Annotated in this window: 11 protein-coding genes; 3 read left to right on the top strand and 8 right to left on the bottom strand. The window is 75.7% G+C overall.

Features of this window, described 5'->3' with window-relative positions; genetic code table 11:
- The first annotated feature begins 60 nt into the window (after nt 1–60).
- Both ACFXMG_RS22195 and ACFXMG_RS22190 read left to right on the top strand, forming a co-directional pair.
- Nucleotides 61–528 carry a Zn-ribbon domain-containing OB-fold protein gene (locus ACFXMG_RS22195; protein WP_383828772.1) on the top strand — a complete coding sequence of 156 codons (468 nt, stop codon included), beginning with the start codon at nt 61–63 and terminating at the stop codon, nt 526–528.
- Nucleotides 525–1712 carry a lipid-transfer protein gene (locus ACFXMG_RS22190; protein ID WP_383828770.1) on the top strand — a complete coding sequence of 396 codons (1188 nt, stop codon included), beginning with the start codon at nt 525–527 and terminating at the stop codon, nt 1710–1712. The genes ACFXMG_RS22195 and ACFXMG_RS22190 overlap by 4 nt, the downstream gene beginning before the upstream one ends.
- Before the next feature lie 51 nt (nt 1713–1763).
- Here the strand turns inward: ACFXMG_RS22190 and ACFXMG_RS22185 are convergent, their stop codons facing one another.
- The 4 genes from ACFXMG_RS22185 to ACFXMG_RS22170 are packed head-to-tail and all read right to left on the bottom strand — an operon-like array spanning nt 1764 to nt 6213.
- Nucleotides 1764–2369: an ATP/GTP-binding protein gene (locus ACFXMG_RS22185; RefSeq protein ID WP_383828768.1), complete on the bottom strand. Its 606-nt coding sequence runs from the start codon at nt 2367–2369 to the stop codon at nt 1764–1766.
- A complete protein-coding gene (locus ACFXMG_RS22180) occupies nt 2350–2787 on the bottom strand; it encodes a DUF742 domain-containing protein (RefSeq protein ID WP_383828767.1) in 438 nt (145 codons plus the stop codon). Before ACFXMG_RS22180 ends, ACFXMG_RS22185 begins: the two co-directional genes overlap by 20 nt.
- 10 nt (nt 2788–2797) lie before the next feature.
- Nucleotides 2798–3241, bottom strand: a complete 444-nt coding sequence (locus tag ACFXMG_RS22175) for a roadblock/LC7 domain-containing protein (protein WP_383828765.1) — start codon at nt 3239–3241, stop codon at nt 2798–2800.
- Nucleotides 3238–6213: a nitrate- and nitrite sensing domain-containing protein gene (locus tag ACFXMG_RS22170; protein WP_383828763.1), complete on the bottom strand. Its 2976-nt coding sequence runs from the start codon at nt 6211–6213 to the stop codon at nt 3238–3240. The genes ACFXMG_RS22175 and ACFXMG_RS22170 overlap by 4 nt, the downstream gene beginning before the upstream one ends.
- A 457-nt stretch (nt 6214–6670) precedes the next feature.
- On the opposite strand from ACFXMG_RS22170, the gene ACFXMG_RS22165 reads away from it, so the two are divergent.
- On the top strand, nt 6671–7015 hold the full coding sequence (locus tag ACFXMG_RS22165; RefSeq protein WP_383828761.1) for a hypothetical protein: 345 nt from the start codon (nt 6671–6673) through the stop codon (nt 7013–7015).
- Nucleotides 7016–7118: 103 nt separating this feature from the next.
- Here the strand turns inward: ACFXMG_RS22165 and ACFXMG_RS22160 are convergent, their stop codons facing one another.
- From ACFXMG_RS22160 to ACFXMG_RS22145, 4 genes are all read right to left on the bottom strand, one after another.
- Nucleotides 7119–11783: a hypothetical protein gene (locus ACFXMG_RS22160; RefSeq protein ID WP_384120078.1), complete on the bottom strand. Its 4665-nt coding sequence runs from the start codon at nt 11781–11783 to the stop codon at nt 7119–7121.
- A 75-nt stretch (nt 11784–11858) separates the two neighbouring features.
- Nucleotides 11859–12797, bottom strand: coding sequence for a hypothetical protein (locus ACFXMG_RS22155; protein WP_383828759.1), 939 nt, complete (start codon nt 12795–12797; stop codon nt 11859–11861).
- Nucleotides 12794–13570 carry a hypothetical protein gene (locus ACFXMG_RS22150; RefSeq protein WP_384901889.1) on the bottom strand — a complete coding sequence of 259 codons (777 nt, stop codon included), beginning with the start codon at nt 13568–13570 and terminating at the stop codon, nt 12794–12796. The genes ACFXMG_RS22155 and ACFXMG_RS22150 overlap by 4 nt, the downstream gene beginning before the upstream one ends.
- Nucleotides 13567–15096, bottom strand: coding sequence for a hypothetical protein (locus ACFXMG_RS22145; RefSeq protein ID WP_383820861.1), 1530 nt, complete (start codon nt 15094–15096; stop codon nt 13567–13569). The genes ACFXMG_RS22150 and ACFXMG_RS22145 overlap by 4 nt, the downstream gene beginning before the upstream one ends.
- Nucleotides 15097–15108: the final 12 nt, after the last annotated feature.

The raw sequence follows: 15108 nt of genomic DNA, 5'->3' as shown, positions 1-15108 counted from the left end.
TGCCAGACTCGGCACCATCACGTTTCTGACGTTTCGTCAGATCGGCGGGAGGGGCCGGAGATGACACGGACGCGCAGGCCGGTGGTGGCCGGCTGGTTCACCGACGACACCGTCCCGGACGGCGGGTTCCGGCTCCTCGGCACCCGCTGCTCGGCCTGCGCGGCGGTGTTCTTCCCGCGTGAGGACGACGCCTGCCGCAACCCGGCCTGCCCGGGCGGCGGCTCGCTCGCCGAGACGCCGCTCTCGCCGCGCGGCAGGGTCTGGTCGTACACCGACGGGCGGTACCGGCCGCCCGCCCCGTACGTCTCCGACCCGGACGCGCCCTGGGAGCCGTACACGCTCGTCGCGGTCGAGCTCGCGGCCGAGGGGATGGTGGTGCTCGGGCAGGCCGCGCCCGGCGTGCGGACGGCGGACCTCGCGGTGGGCATGGAGGTCGAGGTCGTGCCCGGGGTCCTGAACGAGGACGCCGAGCACGTGTGGACCACCTGGCGGTGGCGGCCCGTGGGGACGACGGAGGAGCGCGCGTGAACGACATCGCCATCATCGGGGCCGGGATGCACCCCTGGGGCAAGTGGGGGCGGAGCTTCGTCTCCTACGGGACCGCCGCCGCCCGCACCGCCCTCGCCGACGCGGGCGTGGACTGGCGGGACATCGGATCCATCGTCGGGGCGGACACCATGCGGTGCGGCTACCCGGGGTACGTGGCCGGGGCGACGTTCGCGCAGGCCCTCGGCTGGCAGGGAGCGCGGGTGAGCAGTGTGTACGCGGCCTGCGCCTCGGGCGCCCAGGCCATCGGCGCGGCCCGGGCGCAGATCCTGGCCGGGCTCGCGGACGCGGTGCTCGTCGTCGGCGCCGACTCCACCCCCAAGGGCTTCCTCGCGCCGGCCGGCGGGGAGCGGCCCGACGATCCCGACTGGCTGCGGTTCCGGGTGCTGGGGGCGACCAATCCGGCGTACTTCGCGCTCTACGCCCGCCGCCGGATGGCCCTGTACGGGGACACGGCGGAGGACTTCGCCCAGGTCAAGGTGAAGAACGCGGCGGCCGGGGCGCTCAACCCGCTGGCCCGCTACCGGAAGACGGTGACGGCCGAGGAGGTCGCCGCCTCGGCGGTGGTCGCCGATCCGCTGCGGCTGCTCGACATCTGCGCCACCTCGGACGGCGGCGCCGCGCTGGTGCTGTCGAGCATGGAGTTCGCGCGCCGGCACGGGCATCCGGATCCGGTGCGGATCCGGGCGGTGTCGACGGTCTCCCCCACCTATCCCAAGGCGGTGCTGGACCTGCCCGACATCGCGACCGACTCGACCGCCGCGCTCGCGCCGTCGCCGCACACCTTCCGCGCCTCGATCGCGCGGGCGGCGTACGAGGAGGCGGGGCTCGGGCCCGAGGACCTGTCGCTGGCGGAGGTGTACGACCTGTCCACGGCCCTGGAGCTGGAGTGGTACGAGGACATCGGCCTGTGCGGGCCCGGGGAGGGCGCCAAGCTGCTCAGGGACGGGGTGACCCGGCTGGGCGGGGCGCTGCCGGTGAACACCAGTGGCGGTCTCGCCTCCTTCGGTGAGGCCGTGCCCGCGCAGGCGATCGCCCAGGTCTGCGAGCTGACCTGGCAGCTGCGGGGCGCGGCCGGCGACCGGCAGGTGCCGGGGGCGCGGGCCGGGATCACCGCCAACCAGGGCCTGTTCGGGCACGGGTCGGCGGTGGTGGCGGTCCGCTGAGACCACGCGGGCCCGGCCGCCACGCGCGCGTGGCGGCCGGGTCCGTACCTATCAGGTCGCCACGTGCGCGTGGGCCCGGTCGGCGAGGACGAGGGCGTGCTCGACGACGGCGACGAGGACGCTCTTGACCGACTCGCGGTCGCGGGCGTCGCACATCACCAGCTCGACCTCGGGGTCGAGGTCGAGCGCCGCCCGTACCGTCTCCGTCGGGTAGCGGCGGGAGCCCTCGAAGCAGTTGACGGCCACCGTGAAGGGGATGCCGCGCCGTTCGAAGTAGTCGATGGCGGCGAAGCTGTCCTCCAGGCGGCGGGTGTCGGCGAGGACGATCGCGCCGAGCGCCCCCTGCGCCAGCTCGTCCCAGAGGAACCAGAAGCGGTCCTGTCCGGGGGTGCCGAACAGGTACAGGACGAGGTCCTCTCGGAGGGTGATCCGGCCGAAGTCCATGGCGACCGTGGTGGTCGTCTTGGCCTCGACGCCGTGCAGGTCGTCCACGGGACGGCCTGCCTCGGTGAGGACCTCCTCGGTCCGCAGCGGCCGGATCTCGCTGACCGTGCCGACCAGCGTCGTCTTGCCGACTCCGAAACCGCCCGCCACCAGGATCTTCAGGGTCACCGGCTCGACGGGGGGCTTCTTGCGGCTAGAGCGCCCGAAGGCCATTGATCACCTCGCGGAGGATGCTCACGTCCGGCAGCTGGGCCGGCGGAACGGGACGGGTCACGTGTACGAGTTCCTCGTCGACGAGGTCGCCGACCAGGACGCGGACCACCCCGACGGGGAGGTCGAGTCCGGCGGCGAGCTCGGCGATGGACTGGGGCTGCTCGGAACAGCGTTCGACGATCTCCACGTGTTCCGGGGAGAGCGACTGGTCGCGTCCGGGGTCGTCGGCGGCGGGTTCGGGGACCACCACGGCGATGAGGTCGAGCCGGTGGCGGCCGGCGGCGCTCGTCCGGCCCCGGGTCATCGCGTACGGGCGGACGACCGGGCCCGCGTCGTCGTCGTACCAGTGGTGGGGGACGGGCGTCCGGCGGCCGGGGGCGTCCCGGTCGGGCTGGCTGCGCTCGGCTGCGTCGCTCATACGGGGCGGCTCACCCTCCCGTGTGCGGACCGGTCCGGGGGGCCGTGCCGAGATGGGTGCCGACCCGCTTGACCATGAGGGTCATCTCGTAGGCGACCTGGCCGACGTCGGAGTCGGCGTCGGCGAGGACGGCGAGGCAGCTGCCGTCGCCCGCGGCGGTGACGAAGAGGAACGCCTCCTCCAGCTCGACCACGGTCTGGCGGACCCTGCCCGCCTCGAAGTGGCGGCCGACTCCCTTGGCGAGGCTGTGGAAGCCGGAGGCGACGGCGGCGAGGTGCTCGCCGTCCTCACGGCTCAGGTCCCGCGACGCGCCGGTGGCCAGGCCGTCGCTGGAGAGCACCAGGGCCTTGCGGATGGCGGCGACGCGGTCGACCAGCTCGTCCAGGAGCCAGTTCAGCTCGCCGTTGCCGTGGGCGGCGCTGCCCGTGCTTGCTGCGGCGTTCGGTGCGGTCATCGACCGTCCCCCTCGGGTGTCGTTCCGTGTGCTGTGGTGTCGTCCGGGCCGGAGCCGTGCCGGCGTCCGCGCTGCCAGCCGCGCTGCATGGCGGCCATGCGCGCGCGCACCTCCTCGGCGTCGCGCTCGAAGTCGTCCTCGGCCGGGCCGTGCTCGGCGGGCCGCGGGGCGCCCGTGCCGCCGTCGGCCGGGCGCTCGGGCTCGCGCAGCTGCGGGACGAGGCTGGCCTGGCGGACCCGGCGCGGAAGCCCGTCGAGCGTCACGGGGGCGTCGGCGGGCCGTACGCGGACCGGCTCGCGCGCCGCCGCGGGGGCCGCCGCCTCGCCCGGCGAGGCCGGAGCGGGGGGCGCGGGGGGTGCCGGGGGTGCGAACGGCTCGGGCCGCGGGGCCGGAGCCGGACGGGCGTCGGTGCCCTCCGGGCGTACGGGGACGAGCGTGGGTCCTGTGGTGCGCGGCGGCACCCGGCGGTCCTCGGCGCGGCCCGCGCCGGGGGCGGGGTGGGCGCGGCCGGGCTCGTCGAGCCGGCGCCCGTGGTCGACGACCAGCGTCGGCGGGCGGCGGCGCGGCAGCGGCACGGCTCCGGGGACGCCGGTGGCGCCGTCCTCGCCCGCCGGGTCGCCCTCGCCGTGGCCGGTGGCCTGGTCGGGGACCTGCTGGTGCTGTTCGCCGGCCGGGGCGAGGCCGGGGCGGCGGCGCTGGGGGCGGAAGAGGCCGCCACGCTCGCTGTCGCTGTCGAGGAGGTCGGCGGAGCGGTCGAGGAGCGCGTCGATGTCCTCGGGGCCGAGCGGCGGCTCCAGCTCGACCGGACCGTCCAGGGGGCCTTCGAGCGCCCGGTCCTGGGCACCGTCGAAGGAGCCGTCCACGGAGCCGGGCCTGTGACCGCCTCCCGTCACGTCCGTCAGATCGGGCACGCGCGCGAGGGCGGGCCGACGCTGCGGGAGCGGGTCCTCGTCGAGGACGCCGGCAGCCGCACCGGAGGTCGTACGGGATCCGTTCGAGGCGTGCTGCGGGTCGCCGTTCTGGGTGCAGGGGTCGACGGTCTTGCGGTCGAGGCGGAAGCCCGCGCCCTGGGTCTCGGGGGCGTCGGTGAGCAGCGCGGCCGGGATGAAGACGACCGCGGTGGTGCCGCCGTACGGGGAGGTCTGGAGCGAGACGCGGACGTTCTGGCGCTGGGCGAGGCGGCTGACCACGAACAGGCCGAGTCGGTCGGTGTCGGAGAGCTCGAACTCGGGGGTCTCGGCGAGCCGCAGGTTGGCGTCGAGGAGGACGTCGGGGCTCATGCCGAGGCCGCGGTCGTGGATCTCCAGCGTGAAGCCGTTGGCGACCCGCTCGCCGAGGACCTGGACGGCGGTGTGCGGGGGCGAGAACACGGTGGCGTTCTCGAGGAGTTCGGCGATGAGGTGGGTGAGGTCGGCGACGGCGGGGCCGCCGACGCCGAGCCGGGGCAGCCGGCGGACCTCGACGCGCTCGTAGTCCTCGACCTCGGCGACGGCGGCCCGGACCACGTCCATGAGCTGCACGGGCTTGCGCCACTGGCGGGAGGGGGCGGCGCCGGAGAGGATCACCAGGCCCTCGGCGTGGCGGCGCATGCGGGTGGTGAGGTGGTCGAGGCGGAAGAGGTCCGCGAGCTCCTCGGTGTCCTCGGTGCGCCGCTCCATGGTGTCGAGCAGGGTGAGCTGACGGTGGAGCAGGACCTGGTTGCGGCGGGCGAGGTTGACGAAGACCTCGGAGACCCCGCGGCGCAGCTCGGCCTGCTTCACGGCGGCCTCGACGGCGGCGCGCTGGAGGGTGTTGAGGGCCTGGCCGACCTGGCCGACCTCGTCCTCGCCGTACCGCAGGTGGGGGACCTCGGTCTCGACGTCGACGTGCTCGCCGGAGGCGAGGCGGCGCATGACGCTGGGCAGACGGACGCCGGAGACCTCCTGGGACTCCTTCTGGAGGCGGCGCAGGTCGCGGACGAGGGAGCGGCCGACGCGGACCGAGATGCCGATGGAGGCGAGGAGGGCGAGGAAGCCGAGGACACCGGCGACGCCCGCCTTGATCAGGACGCTGTAGGCGGCGGGCTGGACCCGGTCCTGGTAGCGGTCGCCCGCCGCGGTGTTCGCGCGGGCGAGCTCGTCGAGGACCGGGCTGGCCTCGTCCTGCCAGTACGCGGCCGTGACGCCCTTGGGCCGGTCGGTCGGGCCGCCCTTGATGAACTGCTCCTCGGCCGTGCGCAGGGCCGTGGTCTCGGGGCTGCGCCAGTACTGCTCGAAGCGCTGCCGCTCGGAGGCGGGGAGGAGTTCGAGGTTGACCTCGTAGTACTGCTTGCGGCCGGCGACGAGGTCGGAGACGGCGCGGATCTCCTGGGCGGTGATCCGGTCGGCGACGAGCGCGGAGAGGACGAGGGCGTCCTGACGGGAGAGGAGTTCACGGGCGCGGGTGATGCCGACGAGGGCGCGGCCCTGCTTGTCCATCTCGACGTTCTCCAGCGCGTGGAGGGTGACGAGGAAGCTGTAGCAGGGGTCGACCAGCCGGTTGTAGAACTCCAGCGCCTGGATCCGGCCGATGCTGCGCTTCTCGATCGAGCGGCGCAGAGAGGAGATCTCCTCGAAGGCGGTGAGGAGCGAGTCGAGCTTCTGGCTCGTGACCGGGCGCATCTCCTCGCGGACGCCGGGGTCCCCGGCGTTGGAGCGGATCCGGTCGATCTGGCGGTCGGTGGCGAGGCGGGCCTCGCGGAGCTGGGTGAGGGCCTCGGAGCCGCGCGGGTCGGCGAGGTAGACGAGGGACTGGCGGCGTTCGAGCTGGATGACCCGGGCCGTGTCCTCGATGGGATAGCCGACCTTGTCGACGATGTAGCCGACGTCCAGGAGCTGGTCGGCCTCGCGTCCGGTGAGGACGGTGGCGAAGGCCCAGAGGCCGGTGAGGGAGACGAGCGGTACGAGGAGCAGCGCCACGATCTTCCGGCGGATGGACTTCCCGCGAAAGCGCATGGCCTCCCCCACGTACGGCCTCCGTGGCCACGGAGGTCCCTCGAACGGCGTCGCCGCGTCAACACGGCGCGTCAACCTTCGGTTTCAACAAACGGCGGCGTGAGCCTACTACTGCATCGCGGCCATCTCGAAGGTGTGTCTGGGCGATTTTCAGCCTGTCGAGTGAGTGTTGATCATGAGATGTCCTGGTATTCCAGGAGTTATGGTCGGCCACTGTGGCGCAGGACACCTGACGGTGCACCATTTCGCGCCCCGGGCGCAATGGCTGGAATCGATCGTTCCGTTCGCGTTGTCGGGTGAAGTGGGGAAACCTTTTCCCTGTCCGGAGCGTCATGAAGTACGGGGGAACGCCCCGTCCGAGGACGGGCGGGTCGCGCGCCGGCCGGGCGCGCCGTGTAGAACCGCGTGATCCGGGCAGCCACCCCTGGGAGCGTCGTGCGGTGGGGAGTGACAGGACATGGAAGACGAGACGCGGACCGCGGGTCAGTTGTGGGTGGAGGACGACCGCGGACTGCGAAGGATGCCGGACCCGGTGCGGAACGCCGCGGTGCGGGCGGTGATGATCACGTCGGTGACGATCATCCTGGCCGTGGTCGCCTTCCTCACCTCGATCACGAGCTCCTGGCTGGCCTATCCGATGACGATAGCGGCGGTGGTCGCGACCGTGGTGGCCACCTGGAGCGTGCTGGACATCTGGATCACCCGCCAGGTCTGGCGGCAGCGCAACGGCGTGGTCTCCGAGCCGAGCAGCACCGCCTACCAGGCGCGGCGGGACCGGGTGGCGGAGGAGCGGGTCGCCTGACGGCTCGGTAGGGCGTGCCACGGATGGCGTGACACGGCACGGCGGAGGCCCGGTCCCTGGTGGGGACCGGGCCTCCGGCGTGTCCACCGGGCCTTCGGCGTGTCTACGGCGCCGTCGGGGGTTCCTCGTCCTGGTGGCGGCGGAACATCCGGGTCGCCGTGATCTCGCCGTGGATCGTCTCGCCCTCGCCGGCCGGCTGCGGCAGACCCGGCCGCAGGTGCTCCTCGACGCTGATGTACTTCAGGCCGGCCCGCAGGTCCGCGTCGTTGCGCAGCCGGATCACCAGCGGGAACTCGGCCAGCGCCGTGGTGTCGAACAGGCCGGTGGTGTAGAGCAGCTGGACGCCGAGCGCGTCCGAGACCGCCCGCTGGAGCTCCAGCAGATACGTGGCGTTGGCGCGGCCGATCGGGTTGTCCAGGAACAGCGTGCCCGCGTGCCGGTGCTTGTCCCGGCCCCGGTCGTTGGAGCGCAGCGCCGCCATCGTGCAGTACAGGGCGATGGCCGCGGTGAGCAGCTGGCCGCCGGAGAAGACGTCGCCCATCTGCCCCACCGGCACCCGCTCGGCGCGCAGCACCGCGTCGGGCTTGAGGATCTCGACCGCGATGCCCTTGGGTTCGAGCGCCGCCTGCACGCCGCGCAGCAGCAGGGACATGCCGTCGCGGCGCAGGTCGGAGTTCTTCCTGACGGCGGCGCGGGTGGCCTCGTCGACGACCTCGCCGAGCCGCTCCGTGAGGGTGGCCTGGTCGGGCTCCTCGAAGCGGATCCGCAGGAACTCCTGGCCGGACCACTCCCCCAGGCCCTCGGGGAGCCGGGAGAGCCGCTGGGCGGAGCGGAGGGTGGCGAGGGAGGTCTCCACGAGCCCGCGCAGCCGGTCCACGATCGACTCGCGGTTGCGCTCCAGTTGGGCCAGCTCGTCGGTGAGCACGCGCAGCCGGGGCGCGAACGCCTCGGCCCACTTGGCGGCGTGCTCGGGCAGCGCCGAGGCGGGCAGTTCGCGGATCTGCTGGCGGGCCGGGGTGCGGACCTGCTCGTAGCGGGTGGAGTTGGCGTGCCGGACGAGGATGTCGCTCGCCTCGCGCACGGAGGCGTCGGCGGCGGACAGCTCGGCCGTGCAGGCGCGCAGCGCCCGCCGGGCCTCGCCTGCGGTGGTCCTGGCCTCCTCCAGGGAGCCGGGGTACGGCTCCTGCTCCTCCGGCTCCTCCTCCGCGTGGTCGCGCAGCAGGTCGCGCAGGAGCGCCGCCGTCTCGTCGAAGCCGCCGGCGGCGTCCTCGGCGGACCGGTGGTCGCGCAGCAGCCCGGCGTGGGCGGCGCGCGCCGCGTCCAGGGCGTCGCCGCGGGCGGCGAGTTCGGCGCTCGCGGTACGCAGCAGGGCCTGGGCCCGGTCGGCGTCGGCCGGGACCAGCTCCTCCGGCAGCTCGGTGTGGGCCCCGCCGTCCTCGGGGGCGAGCCGCTCGGACTCGCCGCGCAGCCGGCCGAGCTTCTCGCTCGCCTCGGAGGCGCGGGTCTCCAGCATCTGCACCAGGGACTCGGCGCGGGCGGCGGCGGCCTGCCGGGACGGGCCGTCGGCGCCGTCGGTGGACTCCAGGAGCTGCTCGGCGCGGGTGCGGACCTTGTTGGTGAGCCGGTCCAGTTCGGCGAGGGCGGCGGACTCGTCGCTCTCGGCGCGGGCCTGCTCGGCGCGCAGGTCGGCGCCGACGCCGACCTTCTCGTACAGCTGGGAGGCGGCCCGGTACGCCTCGCGGAGGGTGGGGAGCGCGGCGCGGGGCGCGCCGGGGGTCTCCTCCGGCAGCTGTTCGGGGGCGCCGGCGATCTCGGCGCGCTCGGCGCGCAGCGCGCGGGCGGTGCGGTGGGCGTCGTCGGCGGCGCGCTGGGCGGCCCTGCGGTCCTCGTCGGCGGCACGCGCGCGTTCCAGGCAGGTCTGGGCGCGGGCCTCGGACTCGGTGGCGTCGTCGGCGAGTTCGCGGAGCTTGGCCTGCCAGGCGGAGCGCTCGCGCAGCCGGAAGGCGAGGCCGGCGAGGGCGTCGGCGGCGCGTCGGGCGCGCTGGGCGGCCTCCTGGCGGTCGTCGCGGACGGCGAGGGCCTCGGCTGCCGTCTCCTCGGCCTCCGCGCGCGTGGCGCGGGCCTCGTCGAGGGTCTGGGCGGCGGCCTCGGCGGTCTCCCGGGCGGTGGCGGCGACGGCCGCGAGCTCGGCGAGCATGCCGGGCGGGCAGTCGGCGCGCCAGGCACCGATCCGGGCGGCGAGGGCGCGGTCGCCGGCGAGGCGGGCCGCGAGGGCGCGGATCTCCTCGTCGCGGGCGGCGGCACGCGCGCGGAGCGCCTGCCGTTCCTCGTCGGCGGCGTGCTCGTCGTGCATGGCCGGGTTCGGCGGCACGAGGAAGACTCCGGTGTCCTCGCCGGCGTCCTGGGTCGGTACGGGGGCGAGGAGGGCGGCGGCGGTGCCGACGGCGACGGCGGAGCGGGGCAGCAGGGCGGCCGAGCCGAGGGCCTCGCGGGCGCGGCCGTAGGAGACGGGGTCGGTGATGACGACGCCGTCGACGAGCTCGGGGCGGGCGGCGAGCACGCGCGCGTGGTCGGCGGGGTCGACGGACTGGGCGAGGTAGCGCCAGCCGGGGAGGGCGGGGATGCCGTGCTCGCCGAGGAACTCGACGGTGGCGAGGACGTCGGGGCCGGGCGGCAGCAGGCCGCCGTCGCCGAGGGCGCCGAGGATGCGGGAGTCGTCGGCGGCGGCCGTGCGCAGGTCGAAGAGCTGGCGCTCGGCGGAGGAGACGGCTCCGTCGAGCAGGCGGCGCAGTTCCTCGGCGTAGCGGTCGAAGTCGGTGACGGAGAGCGGGGCCTGGGCGTCCGCGGCGTCGCCGGGCAGGTCCTCGTCCCCTTCGGCGGGGGCGGTGGCCCCGGCGCGCTGGCCGGGGAGCGGGGAGCCGGAGCCGGGGAGGCCGAGGAGTTCGGCGAGGCGCTCCTCGGCGGCCAGGGCCTCGGCGGCGCGGCGCTCGGCGTCGTAGGCGTTGCCCGCCGCCTCGGCGGCGTCGGCGGCGCGGGCGGCGGCGAGTTCGGCGCGGGACTCGGCGGCGGCCGTCTCGCGGGCGCGTTCGCTCGCGGTGCGGGCCACCTCGCGGGCGGCGTCCCAGGCGGCGACGGTGGTCTTCTCGGCGTCGGCGGCGGCGAGGGCGGCGCGGGCCGGGTCGGCGTCGGGGGCGGAGTCGTCGAGCCAGCCGGCCCGTACGGCCTCGGCGGTCTCCTGCTCGACCTCGGTGAGACGCTGGCGCAGGTGGCCGGCCTCGCTGCGGGCGCGCTGGGCCTCGGTGGCGGCGGCGGTGGCGTCCCGGTGGGCGGCCTCGCCGGCCTCCTGGAGGGCGGTGGACCGTTCTTCCTCCTCAGCGGCGTGCCGCTCGCCCTCCTCGGCGGCGGCGGCGAGGGCCCGTACGAGGTCGGCGGCGGCCTCGGCGCGGGCGGCGAGGGCCGGGGCGGCGTCGCGCTCGGCCTCGCGGATGGCGGCGGCCACGCGCGCGGAGCGGTCGCCCGCCGCGCGGTGGCGGAGCACCGATTCGGCGGCCTGCCAGGCGGAGTGCAGGGTGCGGGCCTCGATGAGCTCGCGGCGCTGGGAGGCGGCGCCCTTCTCGGCGGCGGCGAGGGCCAGGGAGGCGTGCCGGTAGGCGAGTTCGGCGGCGATGAGGGCGCTGCGCTCGCGGGCCGTCTCGGCCTCGGAGACGGCGTGGCCCGCGGAGGTGACCTGCTGGGCCAGTTCGGCGGCGCGGGCGCGTTCGCCCGCGGCGCGGCCGGAGAGGCGGCGGGCGAGGGTCCGGGTGCGGCGTTCGGCCGCGGCGTGGACCTCGCGCGCGTGGGAGCGGGTTCCGGCCGCGTCGACGATGCGGGTGAGGAGGTCGACGGAGCCGGCGGTGAAGTCGCGTTCGGCGGTGAGTTCGGCGCGGCGGCCGAGCTTGTTGCCGAAGCCGCCGACGAGGTCGGCGAGGCCGTCGGTGTCCCGGGTGTCGGTGACCGCGCGGAGGAGGAGGTCGGTGAAGTCGGAGTCCTTCTTGACCGCGAAGAGGCCGGCGGCCTCGCCCTCGTCGGCGTTCATCTCGCGCTGGTAGCGGAAGAGTTCGGGGTCGAGTCCGAGCTCGCCGAGGTGCTCGTTCCAGCGGTCGTGGATCTCCTCCCACACCACGTCGAGGTGCGGGTACGCCTTGCCGGCCTCGGTGAGGGCGTCGCGGAAGCCCTTCATGGTGCGGCGGCGGCCGGAGGCTCCGGAGACGCCCTCGGCGGCGGGGCGGACGGACGTCGCCTCGGCGACGGGGAGGTTGTCCAGGCTGAGGCCGGGGCCGGGGCGGAAGGAGTACCACGCCTCGGCGAACTTCCGCGGGTCGTTGGAGACCTGGCGGCCGCGCCACTCGCTGGCCTTGCCGACGACGACGAGTTCGCCGGTGAGGGTGTGCTGCCACTCCAGGGCGACGTGCCCGCAGTCGTCGGCGAGCAGGAACTTGCGGAGCACGCCGGAGCTGGCGCCGCCGAGGGTGTTGCGGTGGCCCGGGAGCATCACCGAGAAGATCAGCTTGAGGAGGACGGACTTGCCGCCGCCGTTCTCCAGGAAGAGCACGCCCGCGGGAGCGGGGCGGCGCGGCGGGCCGACGGGCTCCTCCTCGAAGAACTCCGCCTGGGTGGGGGCGGGGTGGGGCACGGGCGCGCCGACGCCGCGCAGGTCCAGGACGGTGTCGGCGTAGCGGGCGCCGGCGGGGCCGATGGAGTAGAGGCGGACCCGGGACAGCTCGTACATGGCGAGGGACTCTCGTGCTCTCGTGCTCGGGAAGTTCGGTTGCGCGGGGGCGGGGTGCGGCGGGGTGCGCCGGGGTTACGCGTGGAAGGGGAGGCCGGCGTCGGCGGCGAGGTGCAGGTCGTCGCCCTCGGGCGGCGGGACGAGGGTGGCGGTGCCGTCGCTGACGGGGACGATCCCGAGGTCGAGCAGTTCCGTCAGGGCGGCGGAACCGGCCATGTCGCGGACCTGGAGCTGGTAGCGGGCGGTGGTGCGGTAGGAGCCGCCGTTCTCGTCGCCGGTGCGCTGGAGGAAGCCGGAGTCGGTGAGGAAGGCGACGGCCTTGGCGACGATGCCGGTGGTGGAGCCGGCGAGGCGGCGGGCGTCCTTGGTGGCGCCGGTGGTGCTGCGGCGGGACCACACGCGCCAGGCGGCCTCCAGGCCGGGGGCGTCGGACGCGGGGTCGGTGTTCTCGCCCTCCTCCTCGGCGCGCTGCTCCAGGCGCAGGCACGCCTGGCGGACGAAGGAGTCCACGCCGTTGACGGTGAGGCGGCCGATGTACGCGTCGTCGGCGAGGTCCTCGGGGCGCGGGAACGCCATGGCGGCGACGGCGAGGTGGGCGAGGCCGTGCAGGAAGCGGTCGGCGGCGTCGGTGTGGGCGCGGCGGGCGTAGTCGCCCATGCGGACGGCGAAGACGGAGTCCTCGCCCGCGGTGACGGCCATCCCCGCGCGCGGGGAGACCTCCAGGACGATCAGGCCGAGGCCGGTCGCGACGGCGTCGGCGAGCCGCGCGAAGGCCGGGTCCTCCTGGTAGCGCCGCAGCAGTTCGGCGTACTCGGCGTCCCGCGCGGGGAGCAGCTTGGGCTGGAGCCCGAAGGAGACGAGCCGCGCGGCGTCGGCGGCGTCGGCGGGCGTGACCGAGGCGGCGGGCCCGGCGGTGGGCCCGGCGGTGGGCCCGGTTGTGGCGGGGGGCCGGGGAGGCTCCTGCTCGCTCCACGCGTCCGCGTACTCGGCGTACTCGGCGGTGTTGTCGCTCACGGCTGGGGCTCCTCGGTGCGGCTCTCGTTCGGTACGGCGGTGGTGCGGGCGGCCTTCGGCAGCGGAAGCGGCACGGGGGTGACGGCGGCGGGCGGCACGGGCGCCCCGCTTGGTGCGGTCGGCGCCGCGGCGGGGGCGCCGCGGCCCACGGCCCGGACCGTCGGCAGCTCCCGGCGCCGCGCGGACGCCCGGGGCGCCGGTGGGAGGGAGACGGCGCCTAGGCGGGGGCCGGGGGAGGCGGGGGGACGCGGGGCTTCGGATGGGGTGGGGGCGGGGGCGGGCGGTGCGGTGGGGGTCGCTGCGGCGGGAGTGGTCGGCTGTACGGGCTCCGCCTTGGGCGCTACGAGCTCCGCCGCGGGCGCGGCGGGCTCGGGCTGGGGCTCGGGCTCGGGCTGGGGCTGGGGCTGGGCAGGCTCCGCCTTGGGCGTGACGAGGTCGGCCTGGGGCTCGGCGGGCTCCGCCGGCGCGGGCTCGACGGGCTGCGCCACGGGCGCGGCGGGCTTCGCCGGCGCAGGCTCGGTGGGCCCCGCCGGCGCGGGCTCGGTGGGCTCCGCTACCGGCGCGGCGGGCTCCGCCTGCGCAGGCTCGGTGGGCTCCGTCGGCGTGGTGGTGGGTGCCGTCTCCGGGGCCTGGGCCGGAGCCTGCGTCAGGGTGGCCTGGGCCGGGGGCTTCGGGAGCCACGCGCGTGTGGGGCGGGTCGGGGCGGTGGTGGGCGGGTGGGGGGCCTGGCCGGGGGCGGGGGGCGTGGGGGCGGTGTCGGAGACGTACGTCACGTCGCCTCCGTACGGTCGGCGGCCATGCCGACGGCGTCGAGGAGGGCCGTGCCGACGATGAGGTCGGCGCCTCCGAAGCCGGGGTCGTCGAGCGGGGTGCCGTCGTCCACGGCGAAGAGCAGGCGCTCCTCGCCCTGGCGGTAGGCGGTGCCGACCGGGGGGCTGGCCGCGTGGACGGCGAGGAGGGCCACCAGGTAGGCGAGGTCCTCGCCGCCGGTGGCGCGGGCTTCCGCGAGCAGGCCGGAGAGCCGGCGCGGGGCGTCGTGCTCCAGGTCGAGCAGGCCCAGCGCGTCCGCGAGCTGGCGCTCGCTGAAGCGGGAGTCGTCGGGGGTCGCGATCAGCTCCGGCTCGGGCATCTCCGCGCCGAGGTGCTCGCGCTCGACGGGCGGGGTGAGCAGCAGGTCCACGAGGTCGCCGAGGCGGACCGAGGCGGGGGTGCGCAGGCCGGTGCCGCGCGCGAAGAAGGCGTCGGTGACCCGGGTGGCCCGTTCGACGGGGAGCGGCAGCACGGGGGCGACCAGCTGGCCGTACAGGTCGAGGCCGGTGTAGCGGGTGGGGGCGGCGAACGCCTGCCGGTCCTGCTCGGCGCGGAAGAGCGGGCCCGCCTCCAGGAGGCGGGACTGGAGCTGGGTGTGGCGGCGGATGCAGTCCTTGACGATGTCGACCAGTTCCGCGGCCCGCCGCTTGTGCTCGGGGTCCTCCGCCTCGTCGCGCGCCTTGCGGATGTTGGTGAGGATCGCGTTCTCGTGGCGGTAGCGGTCGGCGACGTGGTCGAGCGCCTCGGCGATCATGTCGGGCACGCTGTTGAGCCAGTCCACCGCGCGCACGTTGCGCCGGGTGGCCTCCAGGGTCCTGCGGAGGGTCTCGGCGTACTGGACGGTGCGGTAGCGGGCCTGCTCGGCGGCGAGCTGGGCGTCGGCCAGGCGGCCCCGGCTGATGAGGACCTCCAGCTTCACCTCGGCGGCGATCTGGGCGCTGGTGACGTCGGTGTCGAGGGCGCCGACCAGCACGTTGACGGCCTCGTCGGTGGTCCTGAGGCAGACCGTGCCGCCGTAGCCGGGGACCTCCTCGATGAGCTTGAAGTCGTAGTCCCGGCGGACGTACACGCCGTCGGTGCCGAAGGTGCCGTAGACGGCGCGGAAGCCCCGGTCGACGCTGCCGACGTTGATCAGGTTCTCCAGCACCCAGCGGGCCACGCGCTCGTGCTCGGCGGCGGGGCGGCCCGGGGCCTGGGCGGCGACGCGGGGCAGCAGCCGGGCGACGACCTGGTCGTGGTCGGCGCCGGTGTCGAAGTCCATGTGGAGGGTGACGAGGTCGATCGCGGCGAGGGCGACCTCGGCCATCGCGTAGACCGTGTACTCGCCGGCGAGGTTGGCCTTGCGCGCGTCGAGGTCGTGCAGCGGCGCGGTGCAGGCGAGCGCGCGCAGGCGCCGCGCGAGCCCCTCGTCGGCGGCCGGCCCCTGCGCGGGGCGCGGCCCCGCGCTGAGCTGGGGCGGAGCGAGGTCCGTCGAGGCAGGCGAAGTCACGGTGCACAGAGT

The sequence above is a fragment of the Streptomyces sp. NPDC059201 genome (assembly GCF_042754585.1).
GTDB lineage: Bacteria > Actinomycetota > Actinomycetes > Streptomycetales > Streptomycetaceae > Streptomyces.
Note: the sequence above shows the minus strand (reverse complement) of the source record. Positions and strands in the feature narration are given on the sequence as shown.